27 protein-coding genes, 2 tRNA genes and 1 pseudogene are annotated in these 26,655 nt (G+C 70.4%); 19 read left to right on the top strand and 11 right to left on the bottom strand.

The window, feature by feature from the left end; all coding sequences use genetic code 11:
- Positions 1–248: pseudogene (locus ABZ471_RS32185) on the bottom strand (hypothetical protein); the annotation flags it as partial.
- Positions 220–978: a GntR family transcriptional regulator gene (locus ABZ471_RS32180; protein WP_359071370.1), complete on the bottom strand. Its 759-nt coding sequence runs from the start codon at positions 976–978 to the stop codon at positions 220–222. The gene ABZ471_RS32180 and the pseudogene ABZ471_RS32185, both read right to left, overlap by 29 nt.
- A 190-nt stretch (positions 979–1,168) precedes the next feature.
- On the opposite strand from ABZ471_RS32180, the gene ABZ471_RS32175 reads away from it, so the two are divergent.
- From ABZ471_RS32175 to ABZ471_RS32110, 14 genes are all read left to right on the top strand, one after another.
- Positions 1,169–1,498 (top strand): hypothetical protein, encoded by a 330-nt coding sequence (locus ABZ471_RS32175; RefSeq protein ID WP_359071368.1) that lies wholly within the window; start codon positions 1,169–1,171, stop codon positions 1,496–1,498.
- Positions 1,499–1,500: 2 nt separating this feature from the next.
- Positions 1,501–2,841: an FtsK/SpoIIIE domain-containing protein gene (locus ABZ471_RS32170; RefSeq protein ID WP_359071366.1), complete on the top strand. Its 1,341-nt coding sequence runs from the start codon at positions 1,501–1,503 to the stop codon at positions 2,839–2,841.
- A gap of 87 nt (positions 2,842–2,928) precedes the next feature.
- Positions 2,929–3,099 carry a hypothetical protein gene (locus tag ABZ471_RS32165; protein WP_359071364.1) on the top strand — a complete coding sequence of 57 codons (171 nt, stop codon included), beginning with the start codon at positions 2,929–2,931 and terminating at the stop codon, positions 3,097–3,099.
- A gap of 47 nt (positions 3,100–3,146) precedes the next feature.
- Positions 3,147–3,806, top strand: a complete 660-nt coding sequence (locus ABZ471_RS32160) for a DUF2637 domain-containing protein (RefSeq protein ID WP_359071363.1) — start codon at positions 3,147–3,149, stop codon at positions 3,804–3,806.
- A 19-nt stretch (positions 3,807–3,825) separates the two neighbouring features.
- Entirely contained in the window at positions 3,826–4,014 is a 189-nt protein-coding gene (locus tag ABZ471_RS32155; protein WP_359071361.1) for a mobile element transfer protein, read from the top strand.
- Between the two features lie 17 nt (positions 4,015–4,031).
- Entirely contained in the window at positions 4,032–4,190 is a 159-nt protein-coding gene (locus ABZ471_RS32150) for a hypothetical protein (RefSeq protein ID WP_359071359.1), read from the top strand.
- Between the two features lie 23 nt (positions 4,191–4,213).
- Positions 4,214–4,525: a SpdD protein gene (locus tag ABZ471_RS32145; protein ID WP_359071357.1), complete on the top strand. Its 312-nt coding sequence runs from the start codon at positions 4,214–4,216 to the stop codon at positions 4,523–4,525.
- Between the two features lies 1 nt (position 4,526).
- Positions 4,527–4,766, top strand: a complete 240-nt coding sequence (locus tag ABZ471_RS32140; RefSeq protein ID WP_359071355.1) for a hypothetical protein — start codon at positions 4,527–4,529, stop codon at positions 4,764–4,766.
- A 95-nt stretch (positions 4,767–4,861) separates the two neighbouring features.
- Entirely contained in the window at positions 4,862–5,041 is a 180-nt protein-coding gene (locus tag ABZ471_RS32135) for a hypothetical protein (protein WP_359071353.1), read from the top strand.
- Positions 5,041–5,247, top strand: coding sequence for a hypothetical protein (locus ABZ471_RS32130; RefSeq protein ID WP_359071351.1), 207 nt, complete (start codon positions 5,041–5,043; stop codon positions 5,245–5,247). The genes ABZ471_RS32135 and ABZ471_RS32130 overlap by 1 nt, the downstream gene beginning before the upstream one ends.
- Positions 5,244–5,420 (top strand): hypothetical protein, encoded by a 177-nt coding sequence (locus ABZ471_RS32125; RefSeq protein WP_359071378.1) that lies wholly within the window; start codon positions 5,244–5,246, stop codon positions 5,418–5,420. The genes ABZ471_RS32130 and ABZ471_RS32125 overlap by 4 nt, the downstream gene beginning before the upstream one ends.
- Positions 5,417–6,817, top strand: a complete 1,401-nt coding sequence (gene repSA, locus ABZ471_RS32120) for a replication initiator protein RepSA (RefSeq protein ID WP_359071349.1) — start codon at positions 5,417–5,419, stop codon at positions 6,815–6,817. The genes ABZ471_RS32125 and repSA overlap by 4 nt, the downstream gene beginning before the upstream one ends.
- Positions 6,810–7,022, top strand: coding sequence for an excisionase family DNA-binding protein (locus ABZ471_RS32115; RefSeq protein WP_359071348.1), 213 nt, complete (start codon positions 6,810–6,812; stop codon positions 7,020–7,022). The genes repSA and ABZ471_RS32115 overlap by 8 nt, the downstream gene beginning before the upstream one ends.
- Positions 7,022–8,167 carry a site-specific integrase gene (locus ABZ471_RS32110; protein WP_359071346.1) on the top strand — a complete coding sequence of 382 codons (1,146 nt, stop codon included), beginning with the start codon at positions 7,022–7,024 and terminating at the stop codon, positions 8,165–8,167. The genes ABZ471_RS32115 and ABZ471_RS32110 overlap by 1 nt, the downstream gene beginning before the upstream one ends.
- Positions 8,168–8,236: 69 nt before the next feature.
- Here ABZ471_RS32110 and ABZ471_RS32105 read toward each other — a convergent pair.
- A tRNA-Gly gene (locus ABZ471_RS32105) sits at positions 8,237–8,307 on the bottom strand.
- Between the two features lie 162 nt (positions 8,308–8,469).
- Here ABZ471_RS32105 and ABZ471_RS32100 point away from each other — a divergent pair.
- From ABZ471_RS32100 to clpX, 5 genes are all read left to right on the top strand, one after another.
- Positions 8,470–8,546, top strand: a tRNA-Pro gene (locus ABZ471_RS32100).
- A 179-nt stretch (positions 8,547–8,725) separates the two neighbouring features.
- On the top strand, positions 8,726–10,120 hold the full coding sequence (gene tig, locus ABZ471_RS32095) for a trigger factor (RefSeq protein WP_359071345.1): 1,395 nt from the start codon (positions 8,726–8,728) through the stop codon (positions 10,118–10,120).
- 312 nt (positions 10,121–10,432) lie between these two features.
- Positions 10,433–11,038 carry an ATP-dependent Clp protease proteolytic subunit gene (locus ABZ471_RS32090; RefSeq protein WP_359071376.1) on the top strand — a complete coding sequence of 202 codons (606 nt, stop codon included), beginning with the start codon at positions 10,433–10,435 and terminating at the stop codon, positions 11,036–11,038.
- Between the two features lie 70 nt (positions 11,039–11,108).
- The gene (locus ABZ471_RS32085; protein WP_359071374.1) at positions 11,109–11,774 is read left to right on the top strand and encodes an ATP-dependent Clp protease proteolytic subunit; all 666 of its coding nucleotides are present in this window, start codon (positions 11,109–11,111) and stop codon (positions 11,772–11,774) included.
- A 183-nt stretch (positions 11,775–11,957) separates the two neighbouring features.
- Complete coding sequence (clpX, locus tag ABZ471_RS32080; RefSeq protein ID WP_359071343.1) at positions 11,958–13,244, top strand: ATP-dependent Clp protease ATP-binding subunit ClpX; 1,287 nt, start codon at positions 11,958–11,960, stop codon at positions 13,242–13,244.
- Between the two features lie 80 nt (positions 13,245–13,324).
- Here the strand turns inward: clpX and leuA are convergent, their stop codons facing one another.
- From leuA to ABZ471_RS32040, 8 genes are all read right to left on the bottom strand, one after another.
- Positions 13,325–15,058, bottom strand: a complete 1,734-nt coding sequence (gene leuA, locus ABZ471_RS32075; protein WP_359071341.1) for a 2-isopropylmalate synthase — start codon at positions 15,056–15,058, stop codon at positions 13,325–13,327.
- 73 nt (positions 15,059–15,131) lie between these two features.
- Entirely contained in the window at positions 15,132–16,577 is a 1,446-nt protein-coding gene (locus ABZ471_RS32070; protein ID WP_359071339.1) for an MFS transporter, read from the bottom strand.
- Positions 16,574–17,737 (bottom strand): AMP-binding protein, encoded by a 1,164-nt coding sequence (locus tag ABZ471_RS32065; RefSeq protein ID WP_359071338.1) that lies wholly within the window; start codon positions 17,735–17,737, stop codon positions 16,574–16,576. The genes ABZ471_RS32070 and ABZ471_RS32065 overlap by 4 nt, the downstream gene beginning before the upstream one ends.
- Positions 17,734–18,741 (bottom strand): hypothetical protein, encoded by a 1,008-nt coding sequence (locus tag ABZ471_RS32060; RefSeq protein ID WP_359071337.1) that lies wholly within the window; start codon positions 18,739–18,741, stop codon positions 17,734–17,736. The genes ABZ471_RS32065 and ABZ471_RS32060 overlap by 4 nt, the downstream gene beginning before the upstream one ends.
- Positions 18,742–18,749: 8 nt before the next feature.
- Positions 18,750–19,547 (bottom strand): alpha/beta hydrolase, encoded by a 798-nt coding sequence (locus tag ABZ471_RS32055; RefSeq protein WP_359071336.1) that lies wholly within the window; start codon positions 19,545–19,547, stop codon positions 18,750–18,752.
- Positions 19,548–19,553: 6 nt separating this feature from the next.
- Positions 19,554–21,050 (bottom strand): class I adenylate-forming enzyme family protein, encoded by a 1,497-nt coding sequence (locus tag ABZ471_RS32050; protein ID WP_359071334.1) that lies wholly within the window; start codon positions 21,048–21,050, stop codon positions 19,554–19,556.
- Positions 21,047–21,727, bottom strand: coding sequence for a methyltransferase domain-containing protein (locus tag ABZ471_RS32045; protein WP_359071332.1), 681 nt, complete (start codon positions 21,725–21,727; stop codon positions 21,047–21,049). Before ABZ471_RS32045 ends, ABZ471_RS32050 begins: the two co-directional genes overlap by 4 nt.
- A gap of 336 nt (positions 21,728–22,063) precedes the next feature.
- Positions 22,064–26,248, bottom strand: coding sequence for an amino acid adenylation domain-containing protein (locus tag ABZ471_RS32040; RefSeq protein ID WP_359071331.1), 4,185 nt, complete (start codon positions 26,246–26,248; stop codon positions 22,064–22,066).
- Positions 26,249–26,655: the final 407 nt, after the last annotated feature.

Genomic DNA, 26,655 nt, shown 5'->3' with positions numbered 1-26,655 from the left:
GTGGCGACCCAGGCCAGCGAGCACCACAGGCACAGCGCGTTGATCCGGTACAGGGACTGGAACTGGAGTATCCACCTGTGGGCGCGCGTCGGCGCAGCGCGGGCGGAGCGGGCCGGAGGCAGGAGCGTCGCCCGCAGCGGAGCCGGGAGCGCGCCCGGCGGAGCGGAGCGCAGCCGGGCCTTGATGAGGTAGAGAAACCTGTAACAGCTCCGCGTCGGCCTACGCGTCGAAGTCGTACTCCAGGACATAGGAGGCGGCATCAAGTGTCATCTCGTTGATCTCCACGGGGCGACCCTCGTCCGCGAAAGCGGTCCGGCAGATGAGAATGACAGGCGTGCCTGCGGAGATGCCCAGCTGCGCCGCCTCATCCTTCGTGGGCATGCGCGAGCGGATCTCTTCCCGGAAGTGCACCGGCTTGTAGCCGAGTTCGGCAAGGCGGGCGTATGTCCCGCCCGGGCCCGTATCTTCTTGAGTGATCGCCGACCCCGCGACCATCGACATGGGCAGGTAGCTCGTGGCGAGCAGAACGGGCTTCTCCTCTAGCACGAACCGCCGCCGCCGCACGCACACCGCGTCCTCGTCGGCCAGGTCTAGAAACTGACCGATGCGCTGGGGTGCCCTCTCCTCCGAGACCGTGACTTGATCCACGACAAGCGTGCGGTTCTCGATGTCGGCAGACCAGATGGACTGACCGCTGCCCCACTGCTGCTGCGAAAGCCGCTGAATGCCTCGGCGACGCAGGGGGCGGAACGAACGCACGAACACGCCGGCGCCCTTGCGGGACTCCGCGACGCCTTCGTCCTTGAGAACGCTCAGAGCCTGACGGGCCGTCATGCGGGCCACGCCGTGGGTGGCCATCAACTCGTTCTCTCCCGGAAGCCGATCACCGGGACCGTACTCGCCCGACTGGATCGCCTCGCGCAGGGAGTCCGCGATCCGCTGGTACTTCGGTCGACGGTCGTCGTCGGTGGTGGCCATTCGGAAGCCCTCCTCTCTTCTCTAGACAGCCTAGGGCATGGTGCACACCCCGGCCCTGTGTGCGTAGCCCGAACCGAACTCAACCAACATCTCTATACAGATTCCCTTGACGTCTCTATACAGGTTGCGCTCCAATGGAGATGTCTAGAGAGGTCGCGCTCGGCGATCTCCGGGAACGAGGGATGTGCTCATGCCGTCTTTCAAGATCGACACTTCGACTGCTGTGGTGTTCGTGGCGACCGCGCCGGCGCCGAAGCTGGCCAACGCGAAGACCGGGGAGCGGGCCATGGACCGGGAGACGGGCGCGGCCCTGTCGACGGTGGGTCTGCTGGTCTCGGACGAGGGTGAGGGGAACCTGTACCAGGTGACCATCCCGGAGACGGGCTACCCCGAGGGCCTGGCGCCGGGCATCCCGGTCAAGGTCATCGGCCTCAAGGCGCGGGACTGGGAGAACGAGTTCAACGGCCAGAAGCGGCACGGCATCTCGTTCCGCGCGGTCGCGATCACCCCGGCGGCCTGACCATGACTGACCTGACAATGTGGCTGGAGGCCACGGCTGGCTTAGCGGGCGCCGGTGGTGTCGGCTACGCGAAGGTGCGAGCTCCGCGCGCGTACTGGGCGACGGTCGGACTGCCGGTCACGCTGGCCCGGTTCGGGTTCTCCTACCGGTCCACGATGGACGTGTGCGGGCTGACGGTACAGCCGTCCGGTCTGCGGGCGTTCATGACCCGCAACGTGGCTCGCCGTGAGGTGCAGCCGGTGCCGCCGAAGATCCGCCAGGTGCGCGGCACGTCGACCGGACTGCGGGTGACCCTGCGGCTCCCGGCCGGCCTGGAGCCCGCCGACGTCGCGGCAGCCTCCGAACGGCTGCGGCACGCCTGGGGCGTGTACTCGGTGACCGTGACGGAGATCAAGCCGGGGTTCATCGAGCTGCGGATGACTGGCTACGACGTGCTGCGTCGGGTGCGAATGCCCCGCAAGGCCATGCCGCACGACATGATCGTGCCGGTCGCCTTGTGCGAGGACGGGACCGCCTTCGTACGGGACTACCGCAGGGCTCCGATGGCGCTCACGCTTGGCGCGAACGGGTCCGGCAAGTCCATGTACCAGCGCAACCTGATCAAGGGCCTCGCTCAACTTCCGGTCGGTCTGGTCGGGATCGACTGCAAGCGCGGGGTGGAACAGAACGCCTACGCACCGCGCCTGTCAGCGCTGGTGACCAACCCCGATGAAGCCGCCTCCCTGCTCGCGGTGCTGGTCGCGGAGATGGAAGACCGCTTCGACCTGCTGAGCAAGCTCCGTGTCTCGGACCTGTGGGAGCTGCCGGAGAACCTGCGCCCGGTGCCCCTGGTCGTCCTGGTCGACGAGATCGCAGAACTCTTCCTGATCTCCTCCCGCAAGGACGAGGAACGCCGCGAAAGGCTCGTGACCGCGTTGATCCGGCTCGCACAGATGGCCCGCGCGGCCGGCATCTACCTGGAGATCTGCGGGCAGCGCTTCGGCCACGACCTGGGCAAGGGCGCCACCATGCTCCGTGCCCAGCTCACCGGCCGGGTCGTGCACCGCGTCAACGACAAGCAGACCGCAGAAATGGGCTTGGGGGACGTCGCCCCCGACGCGGTCCCCGCCGCAAGCCTGATCCCGATGAACCGCGCCGGCACCGCCGTTGCGGCGGACACCTCCGGCGGCTGGTCGAAGATCCGTACCCCGGAAACCTCCCGTGACGAAGTCGCCGCCGTCTGCCGGGACTTCCGTCACCTGGTCCCGGACCTCCCGTTCCTCGAACCCTTCCGCCCCGACGCGCTCGCGGAGGCGCCGGCGGACGGCCCGTCGCTGGTCAAGCCGCGACCGGTCACGGAGTAACACCCCTGCTCCACCGGTCGGCGCGACCGCCCTTCGCGCCAGGTCCCTACCCGGCCTATGCCGAAAACCGGAAGGAGGGCACCGCCCGTGGCCACACCTGACACTGCCCCACCCAAGACCGACAGCAAGGAATGCCCGGTCTGTAAGGGCACCGGTGAGGTCTCCCGCACCGTCCGCGTCGGTCGCAAGCGCCGCGCCGTCGGCGAGCAGGCCGGCCTCTGCCTCAACTGCCTCGGCTCCGGTCAGAGCCCCGACTGACCTCCGCCCGCTCCTGGGCTCGACTCCTGTGAAGGGATGTGTCACACATGCCCCGCTCCGCTGTCCGTCCGGATGCGGTCCTGATTCAGGCCGTGATCGCGGGTGCGCTGTCCTTCGCTCACCTGCACGACCTCGCGGCTGCGGCCGGGCAGTCCGGGTGGAAGGCCTGGGCCTACCCGGTCTCCGTCGACCTGCTGTTGGTCGCCGCATGGCGCCGGCTGCGGACCGTCCGGCGTGACCGCTCGGCCTGGACCTGGTTCGTGATCGCGCTGTCTGCCTCGCTCGGCGCGAACATCGCCACCGCCGGACTCCTCGACCTGGGCCAGGTGCCTTCCTGGCTGCGGATCCTCGTGGCCGGCTGGCCCGCCCTGGCCTTCCTCGGCGGAACCCTCCTCGTCCACTCGCCCACAGCCCCGCTCCCGGCTGACCCGATGCCGGAACACCGCACCGAGGAGCTGGCCGTGCCGGAAGTAGAGGTTCGCCGCACCGATGAGCCCGCTCCGGCTCCTGAACTGGACCCGGTGCCCGTGGAGTCTGCCGTTCCTACGCCGGTCGTCCCCGCTGCGTTGCTGGATCACGCCCGCAAGCTCGTGGAAGTTCACCGGGCCTCCACCGGGTCTCCGATGCCTGCCGACGTTCTCTCGGCCCGGCTCGGGCTGCCCGCCGACATGACCCGCGCGATCACTGACCAACTCCAACTTGCCTGAATCGAAGGGAGGTTCATCCGTGAATGCCTACCGCCGCTTTCGCAACGTGATCCGTATCGGGCCCGTCGAGGTCGGCACCTCCTACGACGGCCGCGGCCGCGAGATGCACACCGCCGTCTGTACCGCCCCCGGCTGCGGCTTCGCCTCCGACTACCCGACCCGGGCCGGCGCCGAACTCGCCGCCCGCACCCACCGCTGCAAGGCCTAGAAGGGACACGCCCTGTCATGCAGGTTCCGCTCTGGCTCGCTCTGCTCGCCGTCGGCTACCTCGGCGTCAAGCACGTCCGCCCGCCCTGGTGGCTCGTGGCCCTGCTCCTGATCGGCGGCTACCTCATCGCCGGAAGCTTCCTCGGCCCCGCCGTCGGCACCGTCATCGACAAGTAACCCAACCCGAAGGGACAAGCCTCGTGTTCACCCCGAAGTACCCGCCCCAGGACACCGCACCGCCCCCGACCACCATCCATCCGCAGACCACCACCCCGGCACCCGCCGTCCAGGCCCCGGCCCCGGTCGCCCCGACGGCCCCGGTGGCGAACCGGCCGGTAGTCCAGCTCACCCCGGGCAGCGCGCTCGCCCTCGCTGCCGGTGGAGGCGCCGTGGTCCTCGTCGTTGGCGCGGTCCTGGTCTCCCTGCTCCTGGCGGTCGCCATCACCGGCATGTCCGTTGCCGTGACCGCCGTTGTCCTCCGCTCGCTCGTCAACAACCAGAAGGGTCACTGACATGGGGATCTTCGGCCGCAAGAACAACGACCCCGAGCCTGCCCGCAACGAGGAGATGGTCGAACTCGGCCGCGAGTACGCCATCGCCCGCCGTCACCGTGACACCAAGGCCATGAATCGGATCATGCGGCAGGTCGGCAACGACAAGGACATGACCGACCTCAGCGACTTCCGCGAAGGCCAGGAGTCCTACGACTCCATCCCGCCCATCCGGCGCGGCCGCAACAACCGCCGTCGCTGAACGGCCCCCGGAGCGGCCTCGGTCGCCAAACTTCCGCCGCTCCGGGCGCCTGCCTCCTCATCCAGATCCAACGGACCCGAAAGGGAAGCCCCATCATGCCCCAGCGCGCCCAGAACACGCCCGTCTGCCGTGACTGCGACGGCTTCGCCACCGCCGCGATCACCACCGGCACCCGCAACGGCGACGGCAGCCGCGCCACCCTTACCGTCACCTGCCCGGCCTGCAAGGGCACCGGCAGCCTCCGCGCCTCGCGCACACAGGAGGTGACCGTCTGATGCCCCGCAACTGGAGCCGCGGCATCAGCCGCATCCACTCCGACGGACTCGACGGCGAGTACGAACGCGCGAAGAAGACCGCCAAGGCACACGAGCTGCACGACAGCGGACGCGACACCACGCCGTCCCGCCCCGGCCGCACGGACCTGTCCGGCCCGTCCAGCAGCGACGCCAGCACCCCGCAAAAGCGGCGCTGGGGGCGGTGACCGTGGCCCTTCTCGACTGGCGCTCGCCCGAGCACTTCGACCACACCGGCGACCAGCCGTGCGTGATCTGCACCAAGCCCACCCCGCTCCGCTCCGACCGAGGCAAGCCCGTCCACAAGGTGTGCGCCGAGGACTGGATCGACCGCCACCCGCCCAAGGGGGAGAACGCGTGACCAACGCCGCCACCACGGCGGGCCTGGACCCGGCCACCCTCACCGACCTGCTGAGGCTGGCCGGGTCCACCGGCTTTGACCGCATCCAGGACCAGATCCGCTGCACCGGCGGCTGCACCGACCCCATCCACCTGACCGGCTCCACCGTCACCCGCGACAAGACCACCGGCCAGGTCCTGCACCACTACTCGACCGACACCGAACCCGGCGGCCGACTCCGGATCGCCTGCGGCAACCGCCGCGCCTCCCGCTGCCCCGCCTGCGCCTGGACCTACGCCGGAGACACCTACCACCTCATCCGCGCCGGGCTCATCGGCGACCCCGACAAAGGCACCCCGCACACCATCCGCGACCACCCGCGCGTGTTCGCCACGCTCACCGCGCCGTCGTTCGGCCCGGTCCACAACCGGCCCGGCAACCGGCCCTGCCGCTGCGGCACCCACCACGCCGAAGACGCCTCGGAACTGGGGATCCCGCTCGATCCGGAGACGTACGACTACGCGGGCGCGGTGCTGTGGAACAACCACGCCTCTGACCTGTGGCGCTACTTCACGATCTACCTGCGCCGCGAGATCGCGAAGCGAGCCGGCCTCACCCAGAAGGACGCTCGCGAGGAGTCCCGGGTCTCCTTCGGCAAGGTCGCCGAGTACCAGAAGCGTGGGGCCGTGCATTTCCACGCCGTGATCCGCTTCGACGGACCGGACGGGCCCGACAGCCCGCCTCCGCCGTGGGCTACCGGCGATCTCCTCGACGGTGCGATCCGCGCCGCTGCCGCCCGCGTCGCCGTCGATGTCGACCCCGCTGGGGACCAGCCGGCCCGCACGCTGCGGTGGGGTGAACAGATCGACGTGCGCCCGATCCGGGCCTTCGGCGACGGCGAGGAGATCACCGAACAGGCCGTCGCCTCCTACGTCGCTAAGTACGCCACCAAGGCTGCCGAGACCACCGGCACCGTGGACCGCCGCATTGGCAACAGAGAGGCCCTCGACCTGCTCGGCGTGCCGGACCATCCGCGCCGGTTGATCGAGGCATGCCTCGACCTGCACCCGCTTTACCCCGACCGCAAGCTCCGGGACTGGGCCCACATGCTCGGCTTCCGCGGCCACTTTTCCACCAAGTCCCGCCGCTACTCCACCACCCTCGGCGCCCTCCGCCAGGTCCGCGCCGACTACCGGGCAGCCCAGCAACGCCATGCCCTGGGTCTGCCCGACCCCGACGACGAACCGGAGGCAAGCACCCTGACCCTCGCCCACTGGACCTACGCCGGCCACGGCCACACCCCCGGCGAATCCTGGCTCGCCGCCAACATCCGCCGCGACATCCAGCACAACCGGGAGATCGCCCGCGAAGAACTGCCTGCACAGCTCGCCCTGGAAGGAGCGCACGACCATGAATGAGCGGTACCTCAGCGTTGATCAGGTGGCCGAGATGCTCGGCACGACCGTGCGCTTCCCCCGGCGCCTGATCGAAGAGCGGCGGATCACCTACGTGAAGGTCGGCCGGCACGTACGCATCCCGGAGAGCGCCGTACGCGACTTCATCAGCGCCAACACCGTCGCACCGCGCCGCCGCGTCTCTGTTCGCCGGGCGGTGGCTGCCTGATGGCTGGAAAGCGTCGACAGTTCGGCCGGGTCCGCAAGCTCTCGTCCGGGCGCTATCAGGCCCGCTACGTCGGTCCTGACGGGGTTCTGCGGCCGGCGCCTGACACGTTCCGTACGAAGCGTGAGGCGGATGACTGGCTCGCCGACATGCAGACAGAGCTGCGGCAGGGCGATTGGAGGGACCCGGACGCGGCCAAGGTGCCGTTCGGGAAGTACGCGGTGGCCTGGGTGAATGAGCGTCCACTGGCGGTCAGCACGGCCGAGCTGTACGCGATCCTCGTACGGGTGCACCTGGCGCCCACCTTCGGGCGTCTGGCCATCGCCGACATCACCCCGGCTGCCGTCCGCACCTGGAGGCGTGCACGTCTGGACGCGGGTACCGGCCCGACCACCGTCGCCAAGGCCTACTCACTGCTCCGCACGATCATGGGCACGGCCGTGGGGGACGGTCTCATCCGCCGCAACCCGTGCCAGATCAGGAACGGTGGCACGGTGAGCACCCCGGAGCGGCCCACAGCTGCCGTCTCGGACGTCTTCGCCATCGCCGATGCCTCGCAGCCCCGCTACCGCGCCCTGGTCCTGCTCGGAGCGTTCTGTGCCCTGCGCTGGGGTGAGCTGGTCGCACTGCGCCGACGGGATGTCGACCTGGACGCGGGCATGATCCGGGTGCGCGGCTCGGTGGCCGAGCTGAACACCGGCAAGCACGTCTACAAGGCGCCCAAGAGCGAGGCGGGCAAGCGGTCCGTGGCCATCCCGCGCTCGATCCTGCCGGTGGTCGTCGCCCATATGAAGCAGTTCGCCGAGCTCGGTGCGGACGGCCGGGTCTTCGTCGGCGCGAAGGGCGCCACGCCCCGCCGGAACCACTTCAATGGCCTATGGCACAAGGCGTGCAAGGAGGCGGGCATCGAGGGTCTCCGGTTCCATGATCTTCGGCACACGGGCAACACCTTGGCGTCTCAGACGAACGCCAGCACACGCGAGCTGATGACCCGGCTCGGCCACAGCTCGACTCGCGCGGCGCTGATCTATCAGCACACCTCGGAGAGCCGTGAGCGGGAGATTGCCGACGGCGTGGACGCGGTGATTGTGGACGCTCTGAAGCGGCGTCGCCGGCCGATGGGGCACGCGGGGGACACGGAGGGCTGACCGGCCCCAAGAACGGACGAAGGCCCAGGGAGAGGAAAACACCCTCTCACCTGGGCCTTCGTCAAACAGAGCGGGCGACGGGAATCGAACCCGCGTAGCTAGTTTGGAAGACTAGTGCTCTACCATTGAGCTACGCCCGCAACAGTGCGCCGTCGGTCGGCGACCGCGGCACTGCAGAGCATCGTAGCGGGTCGCCCGCTGCGGAGGCCAACGTGTTGGACTGCGGCGACGCCGCGCGCGTGGCTGTGGGTAAAGCGGCCGACGGAACCGGCCGGGGCATGTACCCTACGTGTCGCACCAGACGGGGTGTGGCGCAGCTTGGTAGCGCGTCCGCTTTGGGAGCGGAAGGCCGTGGGTTCAAATCCCGCCACCCCGACCACCGGCTCACGTCACCGGATTGATCGCCTTTTGGGGCGCTGAGCGGCTGCGGTTACTATGCAAGCTGCGCGCCCGTGTGTCCCGGCCCACTCGGCCTACGAACTCCTCCGGGCGGCTAAATCCGCCGGACCAGTCTGGCTCCGGCAGAACCCAAGAAGTCAGCCACAAGGAGACCGAACCGTGAAGAGCGCCGTGGAGACCCTGAACCCGACCCGGGTTCGGCTCACTGTCGAGGTGCCCTTCGAGGAGCTCAAGGACAGCCTCGACGCGGCGTACAAGAAGATCAACCAGCAGGTCACGGTGAAGGGCTTCCGTAAGGGCAAGATCCCGGCCCGCGTCATCGACCAGCGGTTCGGCCGCGGTGCGGTGCTGGAGGAGGCCGTCAACGACGCGCTTCCGAAGTTCTACACCGAGGCGGTCAACGAGGCCGAGCTGAGCCCGCTGGGCCAGCCCGAGGTCGACATCACCGAGCTGAAGGACGGCGAGACGCTGAACTTCACCGCCGAGGTCGACATCCGCCCGGCCCTGGAGATCCCGGACTACTCCGGTATCGAGGTCGAGGTCGACGCCGTCGAGGTGACCGACGAGGACATCGAGAAGTCGGTGGAGCAGCTCCGTGAGCGCTTCGCCTCCACCTCCCCGGTCGAGCGTGCCGCCGAGGACGGCGACGTGGTCACCATCGACCTGGAGGCCAAGGTCGACGGCGAGGTCCTGGAGGACGGCGTCGCCAACGGCGTCTCCTACACCATCGGCTCGGGCGAGCTGCTGGACGGCATCGACGACGCCGTCAAGGGCGTGGAGGCCGGTGGCGAGGCCACCTTCACCTCCGAGCTGAAGGGCGGCTCCGCCACGGGCAAGGAGGCCGAGGTCACCGTCAAGGTCACCCAGGTCGCCGCCCGTGAACTGCCGGAGCTGGACGACGAGTTCGCGCAGCTCGCCTCCGAGTTCGACACGCTGGACGAGCTGAAGGCCGACAGCCGCAAGCGCCTGGCCAACATGAAGCAGTACGACCAGGCCACGCAGGCCCAGGAGCGCGTCCTGGAGAAGCTCCTCGAGCTGGTCGAGGTCCCGGTCCCCGAGAAGCTGCTCGAGGACGAGATCAACACCCGCAAGCACAACCTGGAGCACCACCAGCTCGGCCAGATGGGCCTCACCCTCGACAAGTACCTGGAGATCCAGGGCAAGACCGCCGAGGAGTTCGAGACCGAGACCCGCGAGGCCGCGGTCAAGGGCATCAAGACCCAGTTCGTCCTCGACGAGCTGGTCAAGAAGGAGAACCTCAACGTCAACCAGGAGGAGCTCACCGAGCACCTCATGCGGCGTGCGGCCTCCTCCGGCATGTCCCCCGACCAGTTCGCCCAGGCCGTCGTCGAGGGCGGCCAGGTGCCGCTCCTGGTCGGCGAGGTCGCCCGCGGCAAGGCCCTGGCCGTCGTGGTCGAGGCCGCCACGGTGAAGGACACCAACGGCGAGGTCGTCGACCTGGACGACGAGGACGAGACCGAGGCCGCCATCGAGACGGTCGAGGCCGCCGAGGGCTCCGCCGAGGACGCGGACGAGGAGAAGGCCGAGGGCTGAGTCCCACGGCGTCTCTGACGACGTAGACGGGCCCCTGGGGACTTTCCCCGGGGCCCGTTTGTCGTACCGGGGGCGAGGTCCTGCTCAGGGGCGCCGGGCTGATCGACATGCGGCTCCGCCGCGGGGCGCGACAAGCCACAACGCACCCGCAGCCGACCATGACGGATTGGCACCACGGCGCTACGCCCCCGGCGAACACTGGCTTCTCCGGGATTCCCCGAAGGGGCCGTCGCGTTAGGGTCCATGAAAGGCAGAACAATGAGACGGCCCGGCGCCGTCGTAAGACGAGCAGGTGGATACGTGACGAATCTGATGCCCTCCGCCGCCGGCGAGCCTTCCATCGGTGGTGGCCTCGGCGACCAGGTCTACAACCGGCTGCTCAACGAGCGGATCATCTTCCTCGGCCAGCAGGTTGACGACGACATCGCCAACAAGATCACCGCGCAGCTGCTGCTCCTCGCCGCCGATCCGGCCAAGGACATCTACCTCTACATCAACAGCCCCGGCGGCTCGGTGACGGCCGGCATGGCGATCTACGACACCATGCAGTACATCCCGAACGACGTGGTCACGATCGGCATGGGCATGGCGGCCTCGATGGGCCAGTTCCTGCTCACCGGCGGCACCGCCGGCAAGCGCTTCGCCCTGCCGCACACGGACATCATGATGCACCAGGGCTCTGCCGGCCTGGGCGGTACGGTCTCGGACATCAAGATCCAGGCCCAGTACCTGCTGCGGACCAAGAAGACCATGTCCGAGCTGACCGCGCTGCACTCCGGCCAGACCGTCGAGACGATCGTCCGCGACGGCGACCGCGACCGCTGGTTCACCCCGGAAGAGGCCAAGGAGTACGGTCTCATTGACGAGATCATCACGCACGCCTCGGGTGTTCCGGGAGGCGGCGGCACCGGTGCCTGACCGGCCCGGCCACGCCACGCACCGCCACGACCCCAGCCCCCAGAACGCCACCAGGACGGTGAACACCCTCATGAGCAACTTCCACGGCGCCGCCAGCGGCATGTACGAAGGTCCCCGGCCCGACAGCCGCTACGTCATCCCGCGCTTCGTCGAGCGCACCTCCCAGGGCATCCGCGAGTACGACCCGTACGCGAAGCTCTTCGAGGAGCGCGTGATCTTCCTGGGCGTCCAGATCGACGACGCCTCCGCCAACGACGTCATGGCGCAGCTGCTGTGCCTGGAGTCGATGGACCCGGACCGGGACATCTCGATCTACATCAACAGCCCCGGTGGCGACATGACGGCCCTCACGGCCATCTACGACACCATGCAGTTCGTGAAGCCCGACATCCAGACGGTGTGCATGGGCCAGGCGGCCTCCGCCGCGGCCATCCTGCTCGCCGCCGGTACGCCGGGCAAGCGCATGGCGCTGCCGAACTCGCGCGTGCTGATCCACCAGCCGGCCGGCTCCACCGGCCGTGGTCAGCTCTCGGACCTGGAGATCATCGCCAACGAGTTCACCCGGATGCGTACGCAGCTCGAGGAGATGCTCGCCAAGCACACCAACCGGCCGATCGAGAAGGTCCGCGAGGACATCGAGCGCGACAAGATCCTCACGGCCGAGGAAGCGCTGGAGTACGGCATCGTCGACCAGATCATCTCCACCCGGAAGATGAACAACGAATCGGTCCGCTGACGCGGGTCGACGCAACTGTCGACGTATTCTCTGTCCCTCTTGGCACGGTGCACGTCAAAGTGAACCCTGCCAAGGGGGGCCCGAACACGGGGCCCGGCAAGGTACCGTCGGACATAAGGCAGCACCAGGAGCCGCTGGATTCGAAAGCGTCCAGGCGTCTCCCAGGCGAAGGGGAAGCACACCGTGGCACGCATCGGTGACGGCGGCGATCTGCTCAAGTGCTCGTTCTGCGGCAAGAGCCAGAAGCAGGTCAAGAAGCTCATCGCAGGGCCCGGTGTGTACATCTGCGACGAGTGCATCGATCTCTGCAACGAGATCATCGAGGAGGAGCTCGCGGAGACGAGCGAGGTCCGCTGGGAGGAACTCCCGAAGCCCCGCGAGATCTACGAGTTCCTCGAGGGCTACGTCGTCGGCCAGGAGGCCGCGAAGAAAGCCCTCTCCGTCGCGGTGTACAACCACTACAAGCGGGTCCAGGCGGGCGAGAACGGCGGCGCCCAAGGCCGTGACGACGCCATCGAGTTGGCGAAGTCCAACATCCTCCTGCTCGGCCCCACGGGCTCCGGCAAGACCCTCCTCGCGCAGACCCTGGCGCGGATGCTGAACGTCCCGTTCGCGATCGCCGACGCCACGGCGCTGACCGAGGCGGGCTACGTGGGCGAGGACGTCGAGAACATCCTCCTGAAGCTGATCCAGGCGGCCGACTACGACGTCAAGAAGGCCGAGACGGGGATCATCTACATCGACGAGATCGACAAGGTCGCGAGGAAGAGTGAAAACCCTTCCATCACCCGCGACGTCTCGGGCGAGGGTGTCCAGCAGGCCCTGCTGAAGATCCTGGAGGGCACCACGGCCTCCGTCCCGCCGCAGGGCGGCCGTAAGCACCCCCACCAGGAGTTCATCCAGATCGACACGACGAACGTCCTGTTCATCGTGGGTGGTGCCTTCGCCGGTCTGGAGAAGATCATCGAGGCGCGCGCGGGCGCCAAGGGCATCGGTTTCGGCGCGACCATCCGCTCCAAGCGGGAACTCGCCTCCAAGGACATCTTCGAGGACGTCATGCCGGAGGACCTGGTCAAGTTCGGCATGATCCCCGAGTTCATCGGCCGGCTGCCCGTGATCACCTCCGTCCACAACCTGGACCGCGAAGCGCTCCTCCAGATCCTGGTCGAGCCCCGCAACGCCCTGGTGAAGCAGTACCAGCGCCTCTTCGAGCTCGACGGCGTGGAGCTGGACTTCGAGCGCGAGGCCCTGGAGGCCATCGCGGACCAGGCCATCCTCCGCCAGACCGGCGCCCGCGGCCTGCGCGCCATCATGGAGGAGGTCCTCATGTCGGTGATGTACGAGGTCCCGTCCCGCAAGGACGTGGCGCGGGTCGTCATCACGGCGGACGTCGTTCACTCGAACGTGAACCCGACGCTGATTCCGCGGGATGCGCGGGGCCGGGGGCCGGGAGAGCAGAAGACGGCGTAACAGCCCCGTACGACGCCGAAGGGGCGTCCCGACCGGAATTTCCCCGGCGGGACGCCCCTTCGGCGTACGGGCAGGGCCGCTCAGGCGCCCGCTGCGGCGCCGGAGCGGTGCAGGGCGGTGCACACGGCCCGCAGCGACGCGGTCTCCGTGTCCGGCGCGAAGCCGCAGCCCCAGTGGGGCCGGCCGCCGACCTCGCAGCGTGCGTACACGAGGGTGCCCTCGACCCCGGCCAGGGTGACGCGCTGGGCGCTGTGCTCCAGCACCTCCACCGGCCGCCCGTCGCCCCCGAGCGCGTCGGCGAACGCGGACGCCACGTCCGCACCCGAACCGCTCACCGTCCGGGACTCACCGTCGACGGCCAGCTCCGCCTTCAGCGCGGTCACCCCCGACGGCCCCGCCGACGTCTCGTACCGCAGCAGCGCGACCCGCGGAGCTTCGGGCAGCAGCTCCCCCGCGAACACTGCCCACAGCTCCTCCGCCGGCACCTCCCGGCCCTCCCCGTCGGACAGCGCCTGCACCAGGGCCGACACCTCCGCCTGGAGCCCGCGGGGCAGCCGCAGCCCGTACAGCGAGCCGAGCAGGTAGTCCACGCCGCCCTTCCCCGACTGGCTGTTGACGCGGATGATCGCCCGGTAGGACCGCCCGATGTCCTTGGGGTCGACGGGCAGATACGGCACGTCCCAGCCGAACTCGGCCAGCGGCACGCCCGCTTCCGCCGCGTCCTGCTCCAACGCCTTCAACCCCTTGTTGATGGCGTCCTGGTGGGACCCGGAGAACGAGGTGTGCACCAGCTCGCCCGCGTACGGGTACCGCTCGTGCACCCGCATCCGGGTGCAGTCCTCCACCACCTCGCGGACCGAGTCGAGGTCGGAGAGGTCGATCTGCGGGTCCACGCCCTGGGTCATCAGGTTCAGCGCCAGGATGACCAGGCAGACGTTGCCGGTGCGCTCGCCGTTGCCGAACAGGCACCCCTCGATGCGGTCCGCCCCGGCGAGCAGCCCCAGTTCGGCGGAGGCCACCCCGGTGCCGCGGTCGTTGTGCGGGTGCAGCGACAGGCACACGTGCTCGCGCCGGGACAGGTTCCGGCTCATCCACTCGACCTGGTCGGCGAACAGGTTGGGGGTCGAGCACTCCACCGTCGACGGCAGGTTGAGGATGATCTCCCGGTTCCGGTCCGGCTCCCACGCGTCCATGACGGCCTCGCAGATCTCCAGCGCGAAGTCCGGCTCCGTCTGCGAGAACGACTCGGGCGAGTACTGGAAGCCGATCCGTCCGGGACGGCGGTCGGCCAGCTCCCGGCAGAGCCTCGCGTGGTCCACGGCCAGCCGGACGACCCCGGCCCGGTCCATGCCGAAGACCACCCGGCGCTGTGTCGGCGAGGTCGAGTTGTACAGGTGGGCGATGGCTTGCGGGGCCCCCTCCAGCGCGTCGAACGTGCGCCGTATGAGGTCCTCGCGGGCCGGCACGATGGCCTGGACGAGCACGTCCTCGGGGATCTCGTCGTCCTCGATCAGCCGGCGGACGAACGCGAACTCGGTGTCGCTCGCGGCCGGGAAGCCGACCTCGATCTCCTTGTAGCCCAGCCGCACCAGCAGCCGGAACAGGCGTGTCTTGCGCTCCAGGTCCATCGGGACCGGGAGGGCCTGATTGCCGTCCCGCAGGTCGGTGGAGAGCCAGCGCGGCGCCCGGGTCAGGCGCCGCCGGGGCCAGGTGCGGTCGGCCAGGTCCACCGTGGGGGCCGGCCGGTAGCGCGCGTACGGCAAGGAAGTGGATCGCTGCCGGGGGAAATCCACCGGAAACGTGTCTTTGCTCATGAGCGTTCTCCCTGAAACGGATGCGATCGGCTCATGGGGCCACGGCGAACCGTCCGGCGCTCCCTCGGGCCGGTCAGTCGGTGTCGCTGCCCGGTTGCTTCCTCCGGACCGCCCGCAGAGCGTCGGGGCCGCAGGCCAGGGCCCCGATGACGATGGCGCAGATGGGCAGGGCCATGCCGAGCCGCAGGACATCGGCATAGGCGGCCGACGCGTCCGGAGTGCGGCCCGCCATGCGCTGCTCGATCAGCAGGTTGACCAGGGTCACCGCGATGACCGGGCCCAGCTGGCGCACGGTGTTCAGCACACCGGAGGCCGCCCCCGCCAGCTGGGGTGGCATCCCGCGCATGGCGACCGCGGCCAGCGGGGCGATCAGCAGGCCGTTGCCGAGCCCGATGACCACCATGGGCGGCAGGAACTGGGCCCAGGCCGTGTCGACGTCCATGACCGCGGTCGTCCACACCATGCCGACGACGGTCAGGACCAGACCGGCCAGCAGGATCGACCGCGCCTCGAAGCGGTCCGTGAACCGCCCGGCGAACGGCGCGAGCGCGGTCGAGATCAGCGCCGGAGGGGCCAGGGCGAAGCCGGCCCGCAGCGCGCTGAAGCCCAGCACGGACTGGAAGTACAGGGTCAGCAGCAGCATCAGCGCGATGATCCCGAAGGCCACGGAGGCCGCCACGACCAGCATGGCCGAATAGTTCCGGTCCCGGAACAGCGCGAACGGCACCAGCGGCTCCGACTCCTGCCGGCGCCGTTCGTGCACCACGAACCCGGTGCCCAGCACGAGGGAGGCGGCCAGCAGGACGAGCACCCAGGGTGCCCAGTCGTAGCGTGCGCCCTCCATGAGCGGGAAGGTCAGACAGAACAGCCAGGCCGCCGAGAGGCCGATCCCGCCCAGGTCGAGCCGGTGCCGGCGGTCGAAGCGGAGGTCGGGCACCGCCAGCAGGGTCAGCACGACGGCCGCCGCGCCCACGGGGACGTTCACGAAGAAGATCCACTGCCAGCTCAGCGTGGTGACGAGCACACCGCCGAGGGAGGGACCGACGACGGCGGCGACACCGCCGACAGCCCCCCACACCCCGAGCGCCAGCCCGCGCCGCTCCGCCGGGAACAGGCTGACGATCATCGACATGGTCTGCGGCAGCAGCAGCGCGGCACCGAGGCCCTGGAACGCCCGTGCGGCGATCAGGGCACCGATGCTGTCCGCCAGACCGCAGACCAGGCTGAACACCGTGAAGACGATGACGCCCAGGAGAAAGAGCCGACGGGGACCGTACAGGTCGCCCAGCCGTCCCGCCGTGATCAGCAGGACGGCCACCACCAGGACGTAGGCGTTGACCGCCCACAGCACGTCGCCGAGCGACGCGCCTAAGTCCTGCCGGATGTCGGGGATGGCGATGTTGACGATCGACACGTCGAGCATCGTCAGGAAGAACCCCAGGGCGAGCACGACCAGGCTCGTCCACGGACTCGTCCGCCACCCTCGTCGCGCGTCGGCCTTCTGCTGGACCGATGTCATGCGTCCCTCCACACAGCCGGTGGCACCTTGTTGGTGCGCTCCACCCGGCTGAGTCTGCCCACACGGCGTGCCGTGATCGAGCCCGGATAGCGCGTGTGCACGGCGGCCAGGTGGTAGAACTCGGCCGTCAAGTGCTGCCGCACGTCCTCGGGTTCGGCGCCGCCGGTGAACTCCAGGGTCAGCGCCGTGGCCGCCCTCAGCTCGTCGGTGGCCCGCGTCAGCACCAGCTGTGCCTCGTCCACGCCGGGCAGCGTGCGCGCCCGGGCGAGCACCTCGCCGACGCTGAACAGGGCGCTGCGCAGACTCACCGCGTCGTCGGCACGGCCCAGCACCCGCAGCGCGTCCGGCCGTCCGCAGCGGCACTCGGCGGCCGCCAGCCGGTCCCCGAGCCGGTAGCGCACGGCCGGCATGGTCCAGCCGTCGCCGATCCGGGTGAGCAGGGCGCCGGCCTCCTCCAGCTCCAGCATCTGATCCGGCATCAGATGCAGCGTCTGCAGGTCGCAGGCCGGGGTGTTGGTGCCGATGATGTACGTCTCCACCGAGCCGTAGTTGGCCCAGAACCCCGCATCGGGGAAGGCCTTGACGACGCTGCTGTGCTTGGCGTCCGTCCAGGGCTCGGCCATCCAGATGATGCCGCGGACCGGGAGCGGTTCGCCGGCCAGCAGGACACCCTCGGCGAAGTCCGCGAGCGCCGTCGGAGTGCCGGCGAGGGTGTCCACGCCGATCTCCCGGAACATCGGCAGCCACCCGCCGACGTCCTCCGGGGCGAACGGCCCGGACGGTACGACGGTGCAGCCGACCTGTTCGGCGAGGGTCTGCATGTAGTAGTGGGAGGCCCACAGACGGCCGGGATTGAACAGGTTGAGCATGACGCTGTCCTGCGTCAGCGGCCGCCACTGCTCCAGCAGCCGCCCGCACGCCTGGTGGTAGGGCACGTACGTGAGCTTCGGCTTGCCGGTGGTGCCCCCGCTCGACATCACGACCGCGCCCCGCCCGGGCGCGGCCTGCCGGGTGACCTCCAGGATCTCCTTCGGGCCGGTCACCGCCAGATCGGCCGGGCCGGAGGCGTCCGCAGGCACCTGCGCGCCGCCGCGGGACTGCAGCTCCCGGGCCCGGGCCAGCACGTCCTGCCAGGCCAGGTCGCCGATGACCGCGGTCATGCGGAGGCCTCCGCGCGCTCGGCGATCCAGCGGGCGTGAGCCTCGACGTAGGCGCGGAAGCGGCCCTCGATGACCGCGTGCTGGATCTTGGCGACCTCCTCGGTGGTGGCGTAGCCGCACGCCCCGTCCGGCTCGACCTCCGACAGCCAGAACTGCTTGCCGTCCCACAGGAAGTCGGCGCAGAAGTACGGCATGTCCAGCTTGGCGGCGATGTAGTCGATGGAGCTCTCCAGCTCCTTGGGCAGCTCCGGGTACTCCAGCCGGCCGCCGTTGACGAGGTTGGCGGTGAGCGAGGCACCCTGCGGGATGCGCCGCAGCACGGTGTGGGCCTTGCCGTCGATGACGTACACCCGGAAGTCGTTGACGCCCTCGCCGAGGTAGGGCTGCACGACCAGAGCCGTGTCGGCGCCGCCGGCCAGGCCGATGACACCGCGCAGCTCGTGGTCGTTGCGGACGAGGCACACGCCCTGGCCCATGCCCCAGTAGGCGGGCTTGACCAGCAGCGGGTAGGTGAGGCCGGTCAGCGCGGGCTTGTAGTGCCGGCTGATGGAGTCGCGGCCCGAGCCGATGCGGACGGTGGGCACCCGGGGGACGGGGCAGTCCCGCAGGAAGAGCATCGTCGCCATCTTGTCGGTCGTGATGTACGACGTGTGCGGGGGGATCGGCAGATAGAACCCGGCCTGCTCCAGGATCGTGTAAGCGAACAGCTGGTTGCAGACCTCGGGGACCTGGTGCGGCAGCGACCACAGCGAGGTCACCAGGATGGTGTCCTGCGGGGTGATCCGCTCGCCGTCGAGGAACACGGCCGGCTCGCCGTCGCCGGTGGCGTCCACCGAGAGCGCCTCGGCCTTGTGCAGGGACATCCGCAGGCCGCAGTCGGCGGCGATCTTCGTGTACGTCGTCCAGATGGCCGCGGCCTCGGCCTCCCGCTGGCGCAGGGTGCCGCGGTCCGGGTAGATCCAGCACAGCCGGCTGGCGAGCTGCCCGGTTGCTGCTTCGGTCATGGCGGAGTTCACCTTTCCGTCGTCTCAGGGGCCAGGAATGCGCGGACCGTGCCGCAGAACCGCTCCGGCTGCTCCAGGAAGCAGAGGTGCCCGGAGTCCTCCAGAAGCTCCAGCCGGGCCCGCGGGAACGCCTTGGCGAGCCAGGTGCCGACCTCGGGCGGGTAGACCTGGCTCCGGGCGCCGTGAACCAGCAGGGTCGGGACGTCGATCCCGCCCACCCGTGGGCGCCAGTCCTCGCGCAGTACGTCACCGAGCAGCCCTTGCAGGGAGGCGGGCGAGGTCCGCCGGGCGCGCTCCACGAGCGGTTCCACCACGGCCGGGTCCGGCGTCGTACCGGCCGCGAAGGAGCCGCGCACCAGGTTCTCGGCGACCGCGCCCGGGTCCGACCCGGCGCTGGCCAGCAGGCCGGCGGCGGCCTCGGCGTCGAGGGTGCCGAAGGCGGCGTACGGCCAGCCGTCCTCGGCCAGCAGCCACGGCGTCTGCTCGACGGAGACCAGCGCCCGCACCCGCCCGCTGCCGTACTGCTCCAGATACGTCCAGGTGACGGTCGCGCCCAGGGACCAGCCGAGCAGGGCCACGTCCTGGAGGCCGAGCCCGTCGAGGACCTCGGCGAGACCGGCGGCGGCCGCGGCGAGCGTCGGGGCGTCGCCCGCCGGCGAGCCGCCATGGCCCGGCAGGTCCACGCTCACCACCGTGTGGTCGCGGGCCAGGCCGGCCACCACGGGGGCGAAGAACTCCTGGTCCGCGGCGAGCCCGTGGACCAGCACGACGGCAGGACCGCTGCCGGTGCGTTCGTGGTTCAGCATCGCTTCTCACCCACCCGTCCGGTTACCGGTCAGCGCGAAGCGTGCCCGCAGCCGCGGCTTGTCGATCTTGCCGACCGGGGTGCGGGGAATCGCGTCGACCACGTGTACGGCGGCGTCCAGCCCGTGGCCGGACAGCACCGCGTCGACCTGCTTGAGCGTGTCCTCGGCCGGTCCTTGCGGGGCCGGCCGGACCACCACCACGACCCGGTCGGTGAACGACCCCGGGTCGACCGGCAGCACCACGGCCTCGGTACCCGGGCAGGCCTCGGCGATCTCGGCGTCCAGGACCGGTGCGAGGACGGGCCCGCCAGGAGTGGTCAGGACCTCGGAGACGCGGCCGACGATACGGAACCCGCCGCCCGGCACCTCCTGCGCCACGTCCCCGGTCCAGAACTCGCCGTCCCGGAAGGTGCGCGCGTTGGCCTCGTCCGCGAACAGGTAGCCCTCGCTCGTGCAGTCCGAGCGCAGCACCAGCTCACCGGTGTCCGGGACCCGCTCCGACAGCGGCGCGATCCGTGCACCCACCCCGCGCACCGGCACCATCGCCCCCGACGTCTGCACCTCGTCGGCCATGTTGCCCAGCGCGATGCCGAACTCCGTGGAGCCGTAGATCTGCCGGATGCGGATGCCCAGGACCTCTGCCGCCTCCCGTACGACGGCCGGGCTGAGGTAGGCGCCGCCGCACAGCGGCCGGCGCAGTGCCGACAGGTCCGCGTCCGGCCGGATCCGCGCGGCCTCGACCAGGCACGCGTAGTGGCTCGGCAGGGCGCTCGTCACGGTCGCCCGCTGCTCGCCCAGCCGTCGCAGATGGTCCTCGGCCGGGGCGGTGGGGTCGGCCAGCACCAGCCGGGCCCCGCTCAGCAGAGCGGCGAAGACGTGCAGGTCGGTGGCGTGGGCGACGTCCAGTGGGTGGCGGCAGTAGAAGACGTCGTCGGCCGTCACACCGGTGTCCGCGATCCAGCGGCGCCGCTCGGTGACGAACTTGTCCTGCCGCCAGACCATCATCTTCGGGAAGCCCGTCGACCCCGAGGTCCACAGCTGCCGGAACAGGCCCGCGTGCGGCTGTGCGGGCAGCGGGGCGGGCGGCGCGGCGGAGTCCGCCACCGCCGCCGGCGGGACCGTGCGGACGGCGTCCGCCGCCGCGTGATGCGGCCGGTCGGCCACCAGCAGGACCGGCCGGGCCAGTTCGAGGGCGCGGGCCGTCTCCTCCGGGGTGAAGTCGCCCATCAGCGGCACATAGCGGGCGCCGAGCCGGGCCGCCGCGAGGATCAGTCCGACGTAGCGGGCGCTGTTGGGCAGGGCGAAGGCGAGGGTGTCGCCCGGACGCACCCCGTGGGCGTGCAGCCCGGCGGCGAGCCGTTCGACGAGCGGGAGCAGTTCGCCGTAGCGGACCTCGCTCCCGTCCACGTCGGTGATCGCGACGTCGTCGGGCCGCCGCGCGGCGGCCCCGGCCACCGCCTGGCACAGCACCGCACCCGCGCGGCCGGTCACGGTGTCCGTCATGAGGCGACCCAGGCGGCGTAGGTGCCGTAGCGCCAGTCCTTGGCCAGGCAGTCGACGTGGCTGAAACCGACCTTGCGCAGCCACTCGAACTGCATCTCCAGCGTGGCGCAGATGTCGATCTTCATGCGCTCCTTGCCCGCCTCCCACTCGTCGGGCGGGCACTGCTCACGCTGGACGTGGGCCTCGTGCTGGTAGTCGTACATCGCGTCGACGGCGGCGTTCGGACCGCAGAACTGCTCGACGTTGACGAAGATCCCGCGCGGGGTGAGGACCTGGTGGATGCGCCGGAACAGGTCCTCCTTCTCCGCGTGGGTGAGGTGGTGGATCGCGAGACCGGAGACGACCGCGTCGAACGGCCCCTGCGGCAGCGGGTCCTTCATGTCGGCGACCCGGACCGTGACGCGCGGGTTGTCTGCGAACCGCTCCCTGGCCTTCTGAAGCATCGCCGACGAGTGGTCCACGAGGACGAGTTCGGCCTCGGGGAGCCGTTCCAGCAGGGCCCCGCCGAGCAGCCCGGTGCCGGCGCCGAGGTCGAGGATGCGGGCCCGCTCGGGCACCGTCTCCACGACCGCGTGGACACCGCTGGCGTAGATCAGGTCGAAGGAGGGGATGAGCTTGCGCCGCATCGAGTCGAAGGTGCTGGAGTTCCAGATCTCGGGCTTCTTGGCCGTGGTCATTGCGTGATCTCTCCGTTTCTCTGAGCTGAACAGGCGGGGGAGGCCGGCCGGTTGGCGGACGGCCACCGCACGGCCGGGTGCGGCACCGATGTGGTCGGTGCTGCGGTGGTGCACTCCGGCCCTGACCCGGGCATCGGCGGTGTCCTCGGCGAGCCGGCCCAGTGGGTGCTGGTGCGCAATTCGGTTCCTTGTCGGCAGGTCGGGCGAGCGTGGGTCACGGGACGCGTGGACGGACGGTCCCGGGCGCCCGGGACCGTGCCGGGCCCGGGCACCGCGAGCGGACGGGACACGGCGGTCAGCGGCGCGGGGCCGCCGGCGCCTCGGCGGTGCCGGGGTTCAGCACCAGAGCGCGGAGTTGAAGTACGGGTCCTGGTCCGGGCGTCGGCCGGCGAGGCGGTGCGCGACGAGTGCCGCGAGGCCTTGCGTGCCCTCGGGGGACATGACCGAGTAGTGGTCTCCGTCCACCAGGCACGGCTTCACGTCGCCGTCCAGGCCCTGCTCCAGCGGGACGAGCCCGGGGAACGTCCGGCCGTCGCTGCCCCGCGCCCGCACCAGCAGCAGCTTGGCGGGGACCCCGACCGGCCGGTGGGCCTCCAGCAGCGCGGAGTTGCTCGCGTACACCTCGAACAACCGGAGCAGATCCTCCTCGGCCAGCGGCCCGCCCAGCAGCCCGGCGGCCACCACGGACTCCTGCACGGAGAGCAGGCACGCCGCCCGGTCGTCCCGCTCGGACAGACCCTCGGGGACGTGCGCCCGCGCGTCCGCGCCCTGGGCCAGGTCGGAGAAGAAGCCGGTGACCCGTTCGCGGAAGGTCGCCGGGGGTACGCCGGGATCGCCGGTGAAGGAGTCGATCGCCGTCACCGACGCCACCGAACGGCCCCGCGCCGCGAGCCGGCCGGCCAGACTGACGGCGATCGTGCCGCCCATCGACCAGCCGACCAGGTGCAGTTCGCCGTACGGGAGCGCCTCCTGCAGAGCGCTCGCGTAGCCCGCCACCAGTTCTGCCATGTCGCCCGCCGGACGTTCGCCCGGCAGCAGGCCCGGGGCACGCAGCCCGTGCACGGCGACGCCGGCCGTCACCGGGTGGTCGCCCAGCGCCCGCACCAGCCGCTCGTAGCACAGCACGTCGCCGCCGACCGGGTGCACGACCACCAGATGGCGCCGGGTGCCGGTCCCCTCCTCGGCGTCCTTGACGCGCACCAGCGACGAGACGGACTGCCGCACCTCGGCGTCACCGCCGAGCTGGGCGGCCTGCTCGGCGACCGTGCGCCCGCGCATCAGCGCGGCCAGCGGGAGGGCACGGTCGAACGTCTCCCTGATCCGGTGGAACAGGCGCACGGCCAGCAGGGAGTTGCCGCCCAGGGCGAAGAAGTCGTCCGTGACGCCGCGCACTTCGGTGCCCAGCACCTCCTGCCACAGGGTGAGCAGCCGGCCTTCCTCGGCGGTGCGCGGCGCGACACCCGTCCCGGACCGGCCCCCGGACGACGCCGGCGCCTCGGCCGCGGAGGTGTGCCGTTCCAGCAGCGCCTTGCGGTCCACCTTGCCGTTGGAGCTGAGCGGGAGCTCGGCCACGGTGTCGATCGTGGCCGGGACCATGTACGGCGGCAGCTGCGCGGCGAGTCGGGCGCGCAGATCGGTGGGATCGGGCCGGGCGCCGGGCGCCGGGGTGACGAACGCCGCCAGGTAGGAGTTGCCCGGGGCTCCCGCGACCACGGCCACCGCCGTCTCCACGTCGGGCCGGGCCGCCAGCCGGGTCTCGATCTCGCCCAGCTCGATGCGATGTCCGCCGATCTTGACCTGGTCGTCCTCGCGGCCCAGGAACTCCAGGACACCGCCGGGCCAGTAGCGGGCCCGGTCACCGGTGCGGTACAGGCGTTCCCCGGTCCCGGGGCGGGCCACGAAGGAGGCCTTCGTCAGCTCGGGCGCGTTGCGGTAGCCGTCGGCGAGCCCCACGCCGCCGATGTAGAGGTCGCCGGGGACCCAGACGGGAGCGTCGGCCAGCTCACGGTCGAGGACGTGCATGCTCTGGTTGTCGAGCGGAAAGCCGTACGGCACGCTCGACCAGCCGTCCGGCTGCTGCTCGGTCCAGAAGTGGTTGGACCAGATGGACGCCTCGGTGGCGCCGCCCATGGCGAGCACCCGGGCGGACGGGCACACCCGCGCGATGCGGTCCAGCAGCGGCAGCGGGATCCAGTCGCCGCTGAGCATGATGAGCCGCAGCGAGCCGAGTACGTCGGCGGCCCGGTCGCCGAAGTACTCGAGGGTGAGCTGGAGCAGCGCGGGCACCGAGTTCCACACGGTGACCCGGTGGCGTCGGCACAGCTCCCCCCAGCTCTCCGGATCGGGGACCTCGCTCTCGGGCGGGACGACGACGGTGCCGCCGGTCCCGAGGATCCCGAAGATGTCGAACACGGACAGGTCGAAGGCGAGCGAGGAGACCGCGAGCACCCGGTCCGCGCCGCTCAGCTCCAGCCGTCCGGCCAGGTCCCGCAGCGTGTTCGTGGCGGCCCCGTGCGAGATCACCGCGCCCTTGGGCGTGCCGGTCGAGCCGGAGGTGTAGATGACGTAGGCGGTACGCGCACGGCCGCCGCCGGGCCCGCCGGGCCCGCCGAGCCCGTCGGGCGCCGGGGCCGTCCCGGCCGGGACGGCGGGGTCGGGCAGCTCGACCACCGGAAGGCCGGCGAGGCCCTCCTGCGGTGCGCCCGGGAGCGTGACCACCGCCGCGGCGCCGCTCTGCCGGAGCACCTCGGTGACGCGCGGGGCGGGCCAGCTCGGGGCCATGGGCAGGTAGGCCCCGCCGGCCCGCAGGATGCCGAGCACGGCCACGCTCTGCTGCCAGGACCTGGGCATCCGGACGGCGACGAGGTCGGGCCGGGCCGGTTCGCGGCCGATGCCCGCCTCGCGCAGCCGGGTCGCCAGGACGCCCGAGAGCCGGTCGAGATCGGCGGCGCTCAGTGCGCGTTCGGCGTCGACCACGGCGACCGCGTCGGGACGGCGGCGCAGTTGGTCGAGGGCGGCCTCGTGCAGTTCGCCGTCGAGGCCCTCGGCGGCCGTGTCGTTGGCGCGCCGGCGCTCGGCGAGCTGTTCCTCGGGCAGCGGTGCGGGTTCGGTGCGGTGCCAGGCGTGGCCGTCGCCCGCCAGCTCCCGCAGCCTGCGCAGATGGTAGGCGGCGAGTTCGTCGACGAGGCCCGGCGGGAAACTCGCCCGGTCGTGGTCGAAGTTGCAGACCAGGTCCCCGGACTGCTCGTAGACCTGGTGGTCGAGCAGGATCTCCGGGGTGCTGATGGCGCTGTGGACGAGCGTGGCGCCCGGCAGGTCGAGGCGGAAGCCGTCGGTGATCCCCTCGACCAGGTCGAGTCCGCTGCTGAAGACCACGGGGACGGGGTTGCCGCTCTGGCCGCGCCGCCGGTTCAGCCGGCGCCCGACCTCGACACCGGAGACCTCACCGGCCTCCAGGGAGGTGTAGAGGTACTCCTGGTAGGCATGGCACCGCTCGGCGAAGGAGCCCTCCTGCGGGTCGTAGGGGACGATCACCGTGCTGCCGCCGCACCCCCACATGCGCTCGGCGCCGAGCCGGCCGCCCGGCCGGTGCGAGGCGAGCACGGTGACGCTGCCGGAGCGGCCGCCCGACCATCGGAGCAGGCATTCCACATACAGCCCGAACAGCGCCGCGCCCGGGGACAGACCCGCTTCGGCGGCGTGCCGGCGGAAGCGGTGCCAGGTGTGGGGGGCGAGGCGGTGCCCGGTGCGGTGCAGGGCCTTCGCGCCGATGGCGCCGGGGCCGTCGCCCGCCGCGGCCCGGGCTTCGTCGACCGCCGAAATGCGGGGCAGGTCCGGTGCGGGCGGAAGGGAGGCGAGCCGCTCGTCCCACTGGCGCGAGGCCGCTCTGTAGGCGGCGGAAGAGGTGCGGTTCTCCTGTCCCCGGAGATATTCCTCGAAAGTCAGGACCTCGAGTTGCGGCCGATACGCGGGATCCTTGTAGCAGCGGGCGAGTTCCGCGAAGAAGAGCTGGATCGTGACGCCGTCGAATGCGGTCAGCCGGAGGGCGATCTGGAGATGCGCAGATCCGTCCGGCAAGGACACCAGGCGCAGCAGGAACGGGAATCCGGTCTCGTGCCCGGGTATGTCCGACGGAATGGAATTCCGTAATTTCTCAAGTTCTTCTCGAGCGCCGTTCGAGGGAAACCGCGAAAGGTCGTACAGGGCGAGCGGAGAGGCGTTCTCACCGGTGTCCGGCGAAGAGGTGAAGGATTGCGTTCCGTCGGCGGCGATCCTCAGCCGGAGTGCCGGGTGTGCCTGTCGCATCCGGGTCAGCGCGGCGCCGAGGCGCGCGGGGTCCGGGGCGGTGCCGGCCGGGAAGCGGTACTCGTGGATGTAGAGGGCCGGGGCGGCCAGTCGGCCCACGCCCTGCTCGCCGACGAAGTACGCCTGCTGGAGATCGGTGAGCGGAAGACCGCCGGCCGGGCTCTCCGTCTTTTCCTTCAGGAGCGAACTGAGTTCATCGATACAGGATTGGATCACTGCCCTGGCACGTTCGTCGATACATCGGTCCAGGGCTCGCGAAGTGGATTGAATGTATTCGGAAAGATCGCTTTCTCCGTGGTGCGCCATGGACACATTACCCCCTGCTGGCATGTCCGAAAGCGTCTGGATGGCTGATCGCCAAAGTGATTGAAGAGAGAAGGGCGGAATGCGACCGTAGTCGCTTGAACACCGGGAGGCGAGAGAACCACATGTGACGTACGTCACTCTGTTGGCGGAATGGTTCACTCACGATGAGACCATGTTGTCGCCCATGGGAATGAATATTTCCGGTACCACAGGCGCCCGTATCGGTGAGATCGAATTGCAGCGCGACACGAGCGAAAGTCAAGCGTATTTGGAGCCGATGCGGACCGCCTTACGGAACTCGAGGGTCGGCTCTCCGG

It is taken from the genome of Streptomyces sp. NPDC005728 (genome assembly GCF_040630895.1).
Lineage (GTDB): Bacteria > Actinomycetota > Actinomycetes > Streptomycetales > Streptomycetaceae > Streptomyces.
The sequence above is the reverse complement of the archived record's forward strand: the minus strand, read 5'-3'. Positions and strand labels throughout refer to the sequence as shown.